Source organism: Mycobacterium sp. ZZG, assembly GCF_054786995.1.
In genome coordinates, this window is sequence record NZ_JBTBFV010000007.1 from 120125 (window position 1) to 133984 (window position 13860).

The following is a 13860-nucleotide window of genomic DNA, read 5'->3' on the forward strand; positions in this document are numbered from 1 at the left end:
AGAGATCACCACAAAGGTGTGGTTGACTACACGGGCAAAGTGGCCGGTTTCTACGACCGTCCGTTCCGGACGGGCGGCCCGTTGCTGCTTACGACAGATGGGAAATAGACAAGCATGAAGCTCGTTGGGAAGCTGCGCGAGGTAGGTCGCCGGCTCACGGTGGCTGCGCTCGCGGCGATTGTGCTGCCCGGCCTGATCAGCGCGGTGGGTGGGTCGGCGACCGCCGGTGCGTTTTCGCGCCCCGGTCTGCCGGTGGAGTACCTGATGGTGCCGTCCGCCGGGATGGGGCGCGACATCAAGATCCAGTTCCAGAGCGGAGGCCCGAACGCCCCCGGCGTGTACCTGCTGGACGGTCTGCGCGCCCAGGATGATTTCAACGGCTGGGACATCAACACCGCCGCGTTCGAGTGGTACGTCGACTCCGGCCTGGCGGTGATCATGCCCGTCGGCGGTCAGTCCAGCTTCTACAGCGACTGGTACAAGCCCGCCTGCGGCAAGGCCGGCTGCAGCACCTACAAGTGGGAGACGTTCCTCACCCAGGAGCTGCCCGCCTACCTGGCGGCGAACAAGGGTGTGAACCCCAACCGCAACGCCGCGGTCGGGCTGTCGATGGCCGGTTCGGCGGCGCTGACGCTGGCGATCCACTACCCCCAGCAGTTCCAGTACGCGAGCTCGCTGTCGGGCTTCCTGAACCTGTCCGAGGGCTGGTGGCCGATGCTGGTCGGCATCTCGATGGGCGACGCCGGCGGCTACAAGGCCGAGGACATGTGGGGTCCCTCCAGTGACCCGGCCTGGAAGCGCAACGACCCGATGGTCAACATGTCCAAGCTGGTGGCCAACAACACCCGCATCTGGATCTTCTGCGGCAACGGCAAGCCGTCGGAGCTCGATGCCGGCGCCACCTCGGGCAACCTGTTCAACGCCAAGTTCCTCGAGGGCTTCACGTTGCGCACCAACAAGACGTTCCAGGAGGAGTACATCGCCGCGGGCGGTAAGAACGGCGTGTTCAACTTCCCGTCCAGCGGTACCCACAGCTGGGGGTACTGGGGTCAACAGCTGCAGCAGATGAAGCCCGACATCCAGCGGGTGCTCGGCGCTGTGCCGCAGCCCTCGGCCCCGGCCGAGCCGGTCGCCGAGCCGGTCTCGGGCGGCTAGCAACTTCACGCATGCGACGGCGGTGATCCTCGAAAGAGGGTCACCGCCGTCGGTCGTATTGGGCACCGGCGGTCGCCGGTGATGTGATTCACTACTGCGGAGCAGGGGCGGGATCCGGCGGCGGCGCGCGAAAGATGAGGTGGCAGATGCACGCGGTGTTTCGAGCGATCGGGGCGGCAGTGCTGGCCGCGGCGGCGATCTTCGGGGGCGTGAGCGCACCGGCCGCCAACGCCCAGGGCGTCGAGATGCTCATGGTGCCGTCGGCGGCGATGGGCCGGGCGATTCCGGTCGCGTTCCAGGGCGGCGGACCGCACGCGGTGGTGCTGCTCGACGCGTTCAACGCCGCCCCCGACGTCAGCAACTGGGTCACCGCGGGCAACGCGATGAACACGCTGTCCGGTACGGGCCTCTCGGTCGCCGCGCCGGCCGGCGGGGCGTGGAGCATGTACACCAACTGGGAGCAGGACGGCAGCAAGCAGTGGGAGACCTTCCTCGCCGACGAGCTGCCGAACTGGCTCGCGGCGAACAAGGGTCTGGCCCCGAACGGGCACGCGATCGTCGGCGCCGCCCAGGGCGGGACCGGAGCCATGACGATGGCCGCGTTCCACCCGGACCGCTACCGTTTCGCAGGGTCCCTGTCGGGTTTCCTGACGCCGTCGGCGACCGCGCTCAACGGCGCCATCACCGCGGGCCTCGCGCGGTTCGGTGGGGTGGACACCCGCAACATGTGGGGATTGCCACAGCTCGGGCGCTGGAAGTGGCACGACCCGGACGTGCACGTGCAGCTGCTGGTGAACAACAACACCCGGCTGTGGGTCTACAGCCCGGCGACGACGACCTGCACCGACGTGCCCGCGATGATCGGGTACTGCGACCAGGCCCAGGGCAGCAATCGCACGTTCTACCAGCACTATCGGGCTGTCGGCGGCGGCAACGGCCACTTCGACTTCCCGACCTCGGGCAATCACGACTGGGGTTCGTGGAGCGCCCAGCTGGCCGCCATGTCCGGCGAACTCGTCGCGACGGTTCGCTGACCATAAGTCGTCTTCGAGCCCGGTACCTTGGGAGTCGTGCAACACGGTTCACGCGCGGCGAAGGCGGGAATGGCCGGGCTGTCCGCCCTGCTCGCACTGCCGATCGCGTGCCTGACCGGGTGTTCGCTGGACAGCGGCATGATCGCCGGTATGGGATCGGAGATCGAGACGGCGCCGCCGCACGGCCGGTCGACCGCCGCGCCGCCGGGCCCCGGTGATCACGCCGCCGCCTCCAATGCGCTCGTCGTCACCCCGCGCCAGCGTGAGTACCTGGACGCGCTGCACGGCGCCGGGGTGACCCCGTCCAGCGATCTGTCCGCGCTGAGCATCGGGACGTACGTGTGCCAGGCCCGCGCGGCCCGGCAGGACGAGCAGGCGGTCTGGGACTTCGTCGCCCCACTGGTGCGCAACGACGTCGATGACGCCGAGGATGCCGTCAACGCGCACCCGCAGACGCCGGCGGCGCACGACGTCGACACCACCACCGCCGACTACATTCGGATCGCCACCGAGCGACTGTGCTGAGCACCAGCCCGCCCCGCGCACTCACGGACCACAGGAGCACCTGACGCATGGCCAAGACCAACCGGTCGACCAACCAGCGAAAACGCCACCGCCTGCTGGCGATGTTCGCCGCCGCAGCGGTGGGCCTCGTCGTGGTGCTGATCATCGCGATCGTGATCGTGGTGCTGCGCAGGCCGGACACACCGCCCACCGCGGTTCCGCCGACCGCGGTGCCCCCGACGGCGGCGCCGCCCACGTCGAAGCCGCGCCCGGAGTTCCAGGACGCCAGCTGCCCGGACGTGCAACTGATCTCGATCCCGGGCACCTGGGAGTCGTCGGTACAGCTCGACCCGTTCAACCCCGTGCAGTTCCCGGCCGCGCTGCTGCTGAACGTGACCAACCCGATCCGGGGCCAGTTCGGTGGCGACCGCCTCGAGGTATTCACCGTCCCCTACACCGCGCAGTTCCACAATCCGTTGTCGGCGGACCGGCAGATGTCCTACAACGACAGCCGCGCCGAGGGCACCCGCGCCGCGGTCCAGGCGATGACGGACATGAACAACCGGTGCCCGCTGACCAGCTACGTGCTGGTCGGGTTCTCGCAGGGCGCCGTCATCGCCGGTGACATCGCCTCCGACATCGGCAACGGCCGCGGTCCGGTGGACCAGGACCTGGTGCTCGGGGTGACGCTGATCGCCGACGGCCGTCGCCAGCCCGGCGTCGGCCAGGACGTCGGCCCCAACCCGCCCGGCCAGGGCGCGGAGATCACGCTGCACGAGGTGCCCACGCTGTCAGCTCTGGGGCTGACGATGAGCGGCCCGCGCCCCGGCGGCTTCGGGGCGCTCAACGACCGGACCAACGAGATCTGCGCGCGCGGCGACCTGATCTGCGCGGCCCCGGAATCGGCGTTCAACATCACCGCGCTGCCCAAGACGCTGGAGGTGCTCTCCGGCGGCGCGGGACAGCCGGTGCACGCGATGTACGCCACCCCGCAGTTCTGGAACCTCGACGGCCGGCCGGCGACCGAATGGACGCTGGACTGGGCGCAGAATCTGGTGAACAACGCCCCGCAGCCGAAACATGGCTGACCTGTGACCTGATCGATTCTCATCGAATTTGGCCAGGGCCACGCAGGTCGCCTAGCATTATCTGAGTTTAAGGAAAATCTAAGAGCGGATGCTGGCGGCTGATGGGTGGGCAGCCCCCTTCCCGGTAGGATGCACGGGGTTTTTCGGGACAGAGAGCCCGCTTGATTGGAGTAACGAATGGCCTTCCACAACCCGTTCATCAAGGACGGATTGATCAAATTCCCCGACAGCGGGAGCCTGGTCAAACACGTCGAGCGATGGGCGAAGGTGCGTGGCGACAAGCTGGCCTACCGCTTCCTCGACTTCTCCACCGAACGCGACGGGGTGGCCCGCGACCTGAACTGGGCCGACTTCGGTGCCCGCAACCGCGCGGTCGGCGCCCGGCTGCAGCAGGTCACCCAGCCCGGCGACCGTGTCGCGATCCTGTGCCCGCAGAACCTGGAGTACCTGGTGGCGTTCTTCGGCACCCTGTACTCCGGCCGCATCGCGGTGCCGCTGTTCGACCCCAACGAGCCCGGACACGTCGGCCGCCTGCATGCCGTCCTCGATGACTGCACCCCGTCGGCGATCCTGACCACGACGGCCGCCGCCGAAGGGGTGCGCAAGTTCTTCCGCACCCGCCCGGCCAACCAACGCCCGCGCGTGATCGCCGTCGACGCGGTGCCCACCGAGGTCGGCGCCACCTGGGAACCGATCGACGTCCAGCACGACACCATCGCCTACCTGCAGTACACCTCAGGTTCCACCCGCATCCCCACCGGTGTGCAGATCACCCATCTCAACCTCGCCACCAACGTCGTGCAGGTCATCGAGGCGCTCGACGGCCAGGAGGGTGACCGCGGCGTCTCGTGGTTGCCGTTCTTCCACGACATGGGCCTGATCACGGTGCTGCTGTCGCCGATGCTCGGCCACAACATCACGTTCATGACCCCGGCGGCGTTCGTGCGCCGGCCCGGACGATGGATCCGCGAGATGGCGCGTAAGCCGGGAGACACCGGCGGCACGATCTCGGTGGCCCCCAACTTCGCCTTCGACCACGCCGCCGCGCGCGGCGTGCCCAAGGACAACGAGGAGGCCGAGCCGCTCGACCTGTCCAACATCAAGTGCATTCTCAACGGCAGCGAGCCCATCTCGGCGGCGACCGTGCACAGGTTCAACGAGGCGTTCAGCCCCTTCGGCTTCAAGCCGGAGGCGATCAAGCCGTCCTATGGCCTGGCCGAGGCCACGCTGTTCGTGTCGACCACCCCGATGCACGCCGAGCCCCGGATCATCCATGTCGACCGCGACGAGCTCAACAGGCACCGCTTCGTCGAGGTGCCCATCGATTCGCCGAAGGCGGTCGCCCAGGCCGGCGCCGGAAAGATCGGTGTCGCCGAGTGGGCCGTGATCGTGGACGCGGAGTCGGCCTCCGAGCTGCCCGACGGCCAGATCGGCGAGGTGTGGATCAGCGGCCAGAACATGGGCACCGGTTACTGGAACAAGCCCGAGGAGAGCGTCGCGACGTTCCAGAACACGCTCAAGTCGCGCACCACTCCGACGCACGCCGAGGGCGCGGCCGACGACGCCACCTGGGTGCGCACCGGTGACCTCGGTGCCTACCACGACGGTGAGCTGTACATCACCGGCCGCACCAAGGACCTGGTGATCATCGACGGCCGCAACCACTACCCGCAGGACCTGGAGTACTCCGCGCAGGAGGCCACCAAGGCGCTGCGGACCGGTTTCGTCGCGGCGTTCTCGGTGCCGGCCAACCAGCTGCCCGACGAGGTGTTCGAGGACTCGCACGCCGGACTCAAGCGCGATCCCGACGACACCTCCGAACAGCTGGTGATCGTCGGCGAGCGCGCTCCGGGGGCGCACAAGCTCGACATGGGACCCATCGCCGACGACATCCGCGCCGCGATCGCCGTCCGGCACGGGGTGACCGTGCGCGACGTGCTGCTGACCCCGGCCGGTGCCATCCCGCGCACCTCGAGCGGCAAGATCGGCCGCCGCGCGTGCCGGTCTGCCTACCTCGACGGCAGCCTGCGCAGCGGCAAGGTGGCCAACGCGTTCCCGGACGAATCGGACTGACGCTCAAATATTTTCGGCGGCCGTGCCGGTCGCAACGCAATCGTGAGGTTGAGTAGACATGGCGCAAGCACAAGAAGATTCGGGTAAGTCCGGGCCGGACATGACGGTCGCCGAGATGCGTGAGTGGCTGCGCAACTGGGTGGGTAACGCCACCGGCCAGGCTCCGGACTCGATCAACGAATCCGCACCTTTGGTGGAGCTCGGTCTGTCGTCGCGCGACGCGGTGGCAATGGCCAGCGACATCGAGGATCTGACCGGGGTGACGCTCACCGCGACGGTGGCGTTCCGGCATCCGACCATCGAGTCGTTGGCGACGGTGATCATCGAGGGTGAGCCGGAAGAGGACACCGAGGCGCTCGACGCCGAGGACTGGTCGCGCGACGGCGACGAAGGCCGGCTCAATATCGCGATAGTCGGTGTGGGAACGCGCTTCCCGGGCGACATGAACACCCCGGGCGAGATGTGGGACGCGCTGCTGGAGGGCCGGGACGCGATCACCGACCTGCCCGAGGGCCGCTGGTCGGAGTTTCTGTCCGAGCCGCGCATCGCCGAACGCGTCGCCAAGGCCCGCACCCGCGGCGGCTACCTGTCGGACATCAAGGGCTTCGACGCCGAGTTCTTCGCGCTGTCGAAGATGGAAGCCGACAACATCGACCCGCAGCAGCGCATGGCGCTGGAGCTGACGTGGGAAGCGTTGGAGCACGCCCGGATTCCGGCATCGAGCCTGCGCGGCCAGAATGTCGGCGTCTACGTCGGCAGCTCTACCAACGACTACAGCTTCCTCGGTGTCGCCGACCCGTCCACCGCGCATCCGTACGCGATCACCGGCACCGCGAGCTCGATCATCGCCAACCGGGTGTCGTACTTCTACGACTTCCGCGGTCCGTCGATGGCCATCGACACCGCCTGCTCGTCGTCCCTGGTGGCGGTGCACGAGGGCGTCAAGGCGCTGCGCGCCGGTGACGCCGACGTCGTACTCGCCGGTGGCGTCAACGCGCTCGTAACCCCGCTCGTCACAGTCGGTTTCGACGAAGTCGGCGGCGTTCTGGCCCCGGACGGCCGCATCAAGTCGTTCTCCAAGGACGCCGACGGTTACGCCCGTTCCGAGGGCGGCGGCATGCTGGTGCTCAAGCGCCTCGCCGACGCACGCCGCGACGGCGACCAGATCCTGGCTGTGATCGCCGGCGGTGCGGTCAACCACGACGGCCGATCCAACGGTCTGCTGGCGCCCAACCCGGACGCCCAGGAAGCCGTGCTGCGCAAGGCCTACAAAGACGCCGGCATCAACCCGCGCAGTGTCGATTACGTCGAGGCCCATGGCACGGGCACCATCCTGGGTGACCCGATCGAGGCCGACGCGCTGGGCCGGGTGATCGGTCGTGGCCGCGCCGCCGACCGGCCCGCACTGCTCGGTGCGGTCAAATCCAATGTGGGACACCTGGAGTCCGCCGCCGGTGCGGCCAGCCTGGCCAAGGTCGCGCTGGCGCTGCACCACGACAAGATCCCGCCGTCGATCAACTACGCGGGCCCGAACCCGTACATCGACTTCGACAAAGAACATCTGAAGGTCACCGACACGCTCACCGACTGGCCCCGCTACAGCGGCCACGCCGTCGCCGGTGTGTCGGGCTTCGGATTCGGCGGCGCGAACGCGCACCTGGTGGTGCGCGAGGTGCTGCCCACCGACCTGGTGGAGCCCGCGCCGGAGCCCGATGTCGCGGTGGTGACCCCGGCCACCGACGAGGCGAAGGCCGTGTACGTCGGCGGGGTCCGGATGGACGAGTACGGTGAATTCCTCGATGAAGACGACGACGACCGCGGTGACGACGAGTTCTACGGCCGGGTAGCCGATGAGGAGCCCGAGCTTCCGGGGCTGACCGATGAGGCGCTGCGCCTGCTGGAGGTCGCGCGCGAGGAACTCGCCGCGGCCGAGGCCGAGAACCCCACGACTCCGATTGTGCCCATTGCCGTCTCGGGATTCCTGACCTCGCGCAAGCGGGCCACCGCCGCCGAGCTCGCCGACTGGATCGACAGTCCTGAGGGCCGCGCGGCTTCGCTGGAGTCGATCGGCCGGTCGCTGTCGCGGCGCAACCACGGCCGGTCCCGCGCGGTGGTGCTGGCCCACGACCACGATGAGGCCGTCAAGGGGCTGCGCTCGATCGCCGAGGGCAAGCCCAACCCGATCGTGATCAGCGCCGACGGCCCGGTCACCAACGGCCCGGTCTGGGTGCTCGCCGGTTTCGGTGCGCAGCATCGCAAGATGGCCAAGAGCCTGTACCTGCGCGACGAGATCTTCGCCGAGTGGATCAACAAGGTCGACGCGCTGATCCAGGACGAGCGCGGACACTCGATCCTCGAGCTCATCCTCGACGACGCGGTCGATTACACCGACGAGACCACCGAGCTCCCGATCGAGAAGGTGCAGCTGGTCATCTTCGGCATTCAGGTCGCGCTCGGCGAGCTGCTCAAGGCGCACGGCGCGAAACCCGGCGCGCTGATCGGCCAGTCGCTGGGCGAGGCAGCGGCGGCGTACTTCTCCGGTGGTCTGTCGCTGGAGGACGCGACCCGCACCATCTGCTCGCGCGCCCACCTGATGGGTGAGGGCGAGGCGATGCTGTTCGGCGAGTACATCCGGCTGATGGCGCTGGTGGAGTACTCGGCCGAGGAGATCGAGACTGTTTTTTCAGACTTCAAGAACCTCGAGGTCTGCGTGTACGCCGCACCGACCCAGACGGTGATCGGCGGCCCGCCCGACCAGGTCGACGCGATCATCGCCCGCGCCGAATCCGAGGGCAAGTTCGCACGCAAGTTCCAGACCAAGGGCGCCAGCCACACCTCGCAGATGGATCCGCTGCTCGGTGAGCTCGCCGCGGAACTGCAAGGCATTCAAGCGCATCCGGTGCAGGTGCCGTACTACTCGACGGTGCACGAGGGCAACCTGATCCGCGCGGGCTCGGACCCGATCCACGATGTGGATTACTGGAAGAAGGGCCTGCGGCACAGCGTGTACTTCACGCACGGCATCCGCAACGCCGTTGACAACGGTCACACCACGTTCCTGGAGTTGGCTCCCAACCCGGTCGCGCTGATGCAGGTCGGGTTGACCACTGCCACCGCCGGACTGCATGACGCCCAACTGATCCCGACGCTGGCGCGCAAGCAGGACGAGGTCGACTCGATGACCACGGCCATGGCGCACCTGTACGTGCACGGCCACGACCTGGACATGCGCACGCTGTTCCCGCTGCCGACGGATCGGCCGGTGGATCCGGCGGTCGACTACGCCGACATCCCGCCGACGCGGTTCAAGCGCAAGCCGCACTGGCTGGAGGCGCACTTCACCGGTGACAGCTCGGCCGTGATGCCGGGCAACCACGTCGCCACCCCGGACGGCAGGCACGTGTGGGAGTACTTGCCGAAGGGTCAGACCGATCTGGCCGCGTTGGTGAAAGCCGCTGCGGCAGTAGTCCTTCCGGATGCCAAGTTGACCGCCTCCGAGCAGCGCGCGGTCCCGGGTGAGGGGTCGCGGCTGGTCACCACGCTGACCCGGCATCCCGGCGGAGCCAGCGTGCAGGTACACGCCCGAATCGAAGAATCCTTCACTCTCGTCTACGACGTCATCGTGACCCGCGGCGGCGCCCAGACCGCGCTGCCGACGGCCGTCGGCGCGGGCACCGTCGCCGAGATCGCCTCTGCCGCACCGGCAGAGCCGGAGCCCGAGGATGATGCAGCCATCCTGCAGGACAACCTCACCGCCGGTGCCGGCCTGGCCGCCGGCTTCGCGAAGTGGTCGCCGGATTCCGGGGAGACCATCGGCGAGCGGCTCGGCACCATCGTCGGTGCGGCGATGGGCTACGAGCCCGAGGACCTGCCGTGGGAGGTGCCGCTGATCGAGCTCGGGCTGGATTCGCTGATGGCGGTGCGCATCAAGAACCGCGTCGAGTACGACTTCGACCTGCCGCCGATTCAGTTGACCGCGGTCCGCGACGCCAACCTGTACGCGGTCGAGAAGCTGATCGCGTACGCGGTCGAGAACCGCGATCAGGTCGAGGAGCTCGCCGAGACGCAGAAGGGGCAGAGCGCCGAGGAGATCGCCGCGGCCCAGGCCGAGTTGATGGGCGGGGCGACCACGGTTGCCGAGCTCGAGGCCAAGCTGGCCGAGGCGGGCCATCCCATCGCGGCCGAGGTGAACGCCGCGGCGATCGCCACCGACGCCGTCGAGGCCCAGGTGCCGGCTCCGCCGACCGACCCCTCGGGTCCGTCCATCCCGGCTCCACCGAGCGACCCGTCGGGACCCGTGGGCGAAACGGCTACCGGCGACAAACCTTCCGCCGCAGGCCTGGCCGCCAAGGTCCTCACCCAGGAAGCCGTCACCGAGGCGCTCGGCGCCGACGTGCCGCCGCGTGACGCCGCCGAGCGGGTCACGTTCGCCACCTGGGCGATCGTCACCGGCAAGTCGCCGGGCGGCATCTTCAACGAGCTGCCGTCGATCGCCGACGACGTCGCCGAGAAGATCGCCCAGCGGCTCTCCGAGCGCGCCGAGGGCACGATCACCGTCGAGCAGGTCACCTCGGCCCGCACCATCCAGGACCTCTCCACCGCGGTGCGCGACGAGATGGACTCCGGTGAACTCGACGGGTTCGTCCGCACCCTGCGGGCACGGCCGGAAGGGTCCACCCGGGTCCCGGTGTTCGTGTTCCACCCGGCGGGCGGTTCGACCGTCGTCTACGAGCCACTGATGAAGCGGCTGCCGGCCGACACCCCGGTGTACGGCATCGAGCGGGTCGAGGGCTCCATCGAGGAGCGGGCCCGCGAGTACGTGCCGAAGCTGATGGAGATCCAGGGCAACGGCCCCTACATCCTGGCCGGCTGGTCGCTGGGTGGGGCGCTGGCCTACGCATGCGCGGTCGGGCTGAAGAGCCAGGGAGCCGACGTGAGGTTCGTCGGGCTGATCGACACGGTGCGCGCCGGCGAGGAGGTGCCGCAGACCAAGGAGGAGATCCGGGCCCGCTGGGACCGCTACGCGCTTTTTGCGCAGCGCACCTTCAACGTCGAGATCCCGGCCATCCCCTACGAGCAGCTCGAGGAGCTCGACGACGAGGGCCAGGTGAAGTTCGTCCTGGACGCGGTCAAGGAGAGCGGCGTCGACATCCCCGGCGGCATCATCGAGCACCAGCGCACGTCCTACCTGGACAACCGGGCGCTCGACACCGCGGTGATCGAGAACTACGACGGCCACGTCACCTTGTACATGGCCGACCGCTACCACGACGACGCGATCATGTTCGAGCCGCGCTACGCGGTCCGCCAACCCGACGGCGGCTGGGGTGAATTCGTCGCCGACCTGGAGGTCGTGCCGATCGGAGGCGAGCATATCCAGGCGATCGACGAGCCGTACATTGCAAAGGTCGGCGCGCACATGAGTGAAGCGATCAACGCTATTCAGGCTGAGAGCGAGAGCAAGTGACCACCGAGGTTTCTCCCACCCACCACCCGAAAACCACCGCCGAACTCCTGGCCGAACTCCGCGAGAAGCTGGAGCTGGCCAAGGAACCCGGTGGCGAGAAGGCCGTCGCCAAACGGGAGAAGAAGGGCATCCCCAGCGCCCGGGCCCGGATCCACGCGCTGCTCGACCCCGGCAGTTTCCTGGAGATCGGCGCGCTGGCCAAGACGCCCGGCGACCCCGACGCGCTCTACGGCGACGGCGTGGTCACCGGCCACGGCACCATCAACGGCCGTCCGGTCGGCGTGTTCAGCCACGACCAGACGGTGTTCCAGGGTTCGGTCGGCGAGATGTTCGGCCGCAAGGTGGCCCGGCTGATGGAGTGGGTGGCCATGGTCGGCTGCCCGATCATCGGCATCAACGACTCCGCCGGCGCCCGCATCCAGGACACCGCGACGTCGCTGGCCTGGTACGCCGAACTGGGCCGCCGGCACGAGCTGCTGCGCGGCCTGGTGCCCGAGATCTCGCTGATCTTCGGCAAGTGCGCCGGCGGTGCGGTGTACTCGCCGATCCAGACCGATCTGATCGTCGCGGTCCGCGACCAGGGCTACATGTTCGTCACCGGCCCCGACGTCATCAAGGACGTCACCGGTGAGGACGTCACCCTCGACGAGCTCGGCGGCGCCGACGCCCAGGCCCGGTACGGCAACATCCACCAGGTCGTCGAATCGGAGGCCGCGGCGTTCCAGTACGTCCGCGACTACCTGAGCTTCCTTCCGGCCAACACGTTCGACGACGCGCCGATCGTCAACCCCGGTCTGGAACCGGAGGTCACCCCGCACGACCTTGAGCTGGACACGATCGTGCCGGACGCCGACAACCAGGCCTACGACATGATGGAGATCCTGCTGCGGATCTTCGACGACGGCGACGTGTTCCAGGTGGGCGAGAACGCGGGCCCGGCGATCATCACCGCGTTCGCGCGGGTCGACGGCCGCCCGGTCGGTGTGATCGCCAACCAGCCGATGTACCTGTCGGGCGCCATCGACAACGAGGCCTCCGACAAGGCGGCCCGGTTCGTGCGGTTCTGCGACTCGTTCAACACCCCGCTGGTCTTCGTGGTCGACACGCCAGGATTCCTGCCCGGTGTGGCGCAGGAGAAGGGCGGCATCATCAAGCGGGGCGGGCGCTTCCTGAACGCGGTGGTGGAGGCCGATGTCCCGAAGGTCACGATCACGATCCGCAAGTCCTACGGCGGGGCGTACGCGGTGATGGGCTCCAAGCAGCTGACCTCGGACTTCAACTTCGCCTGGCCGACCGCCCGCATCGCGGTGATCGGCGCCGAGGGCGCGGCCCAGCTGCTGGTCAAGCGATTCCCCGATCCGACCGCACCCGAGGTGCAGAAGATCCGGGCCGATTTCATCGAGGGCTACAACACCAGCCTGGCCACGCCGTGGATCGCGGCCGAGCGCGGCTTCATCGACGGCGTCATCGAGCCCCACGAGACCCGCCTGCTGCTGCGCAAGTGCATGCATCTGCTGCGTGACAAGCAGATCAACCGTGTGCAGCGCAAGCATGGCCTGACGCCGATCTAGACCGGCGGGTGCTGTTGGATGGAGCCACCGACGAGCGCTTGCGCGAGGAGTATTGCCGTGTCGACTGACTTCACCGGGCTCAGGAGGGGCGCGCCGCTCGGCGATGCCCGGCTGGACCTGTGCGATCTGTTCGTGTTTCCGTCGCCGAAGGATCCTTCGCGCACCGCGCTGATCCTGACCGCGAACCCGGACGCGGACACGATGCATCCCGGCGCCGTCTACCGCATCGCCATCGACAACGACGGCGATCTGCGCAACGACATCGCGTTCAACTTCGTCTTCAGCGAGCCTTCCGCGGGCCCGTCCGGTCAACGTCAGTGGGTGGACGTGTATCTGGCGTTGCAGGCGGACGCCCGAGTGGACGCGGCGGCCGGGTCGCGGATCTTCGGCGACGTGGAGGTGTCGTTCGACGAGACCCCACACATGTGGCAGTCGGGGTCCTACTCGTTCTTCGCGGGTGTCCGCGGCGACGCGTGGTTCGCCGACACCAATGTGATCGTGATGGCGGTGGAACTGCCGACGGCCTATCTGGGTGCCGAACCCGATGTGCGGATCTGGGCCCGCTGCAGCGTGCTGGGGGACGACGGCTGGGTGCACGCCGACCGGGTCGCGCATCCGTGGGTGAGCGGCTTCTTCGCCGCCGACGACGAGCTCGCCGAGTACAGCGCGGGAGAGCCGAACCAGGACCGGGCGCGCTGGATGGGCCATCTGATCGAGTTGATGGCCGACACCGGCGGCTACAGCCGTGACGACGCGATCAGCGCGATCGAGGCCGAGGGGACGCTGCCCGACGTGCTGACCTACAAGCCGTCGGACCCGCCCGGGTACCCGAACGGGCGCAGGCTCACCGACGACGTCGCCGACTACCGGTCGAGATTTCTGACCAACGGGCAGAAGGGCTTCACCGGCCTGAGCGCGCCGACCGAGCTGCTCCCGGAGTTCCCCTACCTCGGCGCCCCCCGCTGAGA

8 protein-coding genes are annotated in these 13860 nt (G+C 68.5%); all 8 read left to right on the plus strand.

What is annotated here, in order from left to right:
- Positions 1-114 precede the first annotated feature (114 nt).
- The 8 genes from ACXMYJ_RS06980 to ACXMYJ_RS07015 all read left to right on the plus strand — a co-directional run bounded on the left by ACXMYJ_RS06980 (position 115) and on the right by ACXMYJ_RS07015 (position 13858).
- Positions 115-1155: an esterase family protein gene (locus tag ACXMYJ_RS06980; RefSeq protein WP_260755812.1), complete on the plus strand. Its 1041-nt coding sequence runs from the start codon at positions 115-117 to the stop codon at positions 1153-1155.
- Positions 1156-1301: 146 nt separating this feature from the next.
- Entirely contained in the window at positions 1302-2189 is an 888-nt protein-coding gene (locus ACXMYJ_RS06985) for an alpha/beta hydrolase-fold protein (RefSeq protein ID WP_260755811.1), read from the plus strand.
- Between the two features lie 69 nt (positions 2190-2258).
- Positions 2259-2714, plus strand: a complete 456-nt coding sequence (locus ACXMYJ_RS06990) for a DUF732 domain-containing protein (RefSeq protein WP_260757851.1) — start codon at positions 2259-2261, stop codon at positions 2712-2714.
- Positions 2715-2761: 47 nt separating this feature from the next.
- A complete protein-coding gene (gene culp6 / locus ACXMYJ_RS06995; RefSeq protein ID WP_260755810.1) occupies positions 2762-3781 on the plus strand; it encodes a carboxylesterase Culp6 in 1020 nt (339 codons plus the stop codon).
- Positions 3782-3958: 177 nt separating this feature from the next.
- Positions 3959-5854: a long-chain-fatty-acid--AMP ligase FadD32 gene (gene fadD32, locus ACXMYJ_RS07000; RefSeq protein ID WP_460354935.1), complete on the plus strand. Its 1896-nt coding sequence runs from the start codon at positions 3959-3961 to the stop codon at positions 5852-5854.
- Between the two features lie 58 nt (positions 5855-5912).
- The gene (gene pks13 / locus ACXMYJ_RS07005) at positions 5913-11321 is read left to right on the plus strand and encodes a polyketide synthase Pks13 (protein ID WP_460354937.1); all 5409 of its coding nucleotides are present in this window, start codon (positions 5913-5915) and stop codon (positions 11319-11321) included.
- Positions 11318-12892: an acyl-CoA carboxylase subunit beta gene (locus tag ACXMYJ_RS07010; RefSeq protein ID WP_443188232.1), complete on the plus strand. Its 1575-nt coding sequence runs from the start codon at positions 11318-11320 to the stop codon at positions 12890-12892. The genes pks13 and ACXMYJ_RS07010 overlap by 4 nt, the downstream gene beginning before the upstream one ends.
- 57 nt (positions 12893-12949) lie before the next feature.
- On the plus strand, positions 12950-13858 hold the full coding sequence (locus tag ACXMYJ_RS07015) for a DUF4331 family protein (RefSeq protein ID WP_443188233.1): 909 nt from the start codon (positions 12950-12952) through the stop codon (positions 13856-13858).
- The last annotated feature ends 2 nt before the right edge of the window (positions 13859-13860 follow it).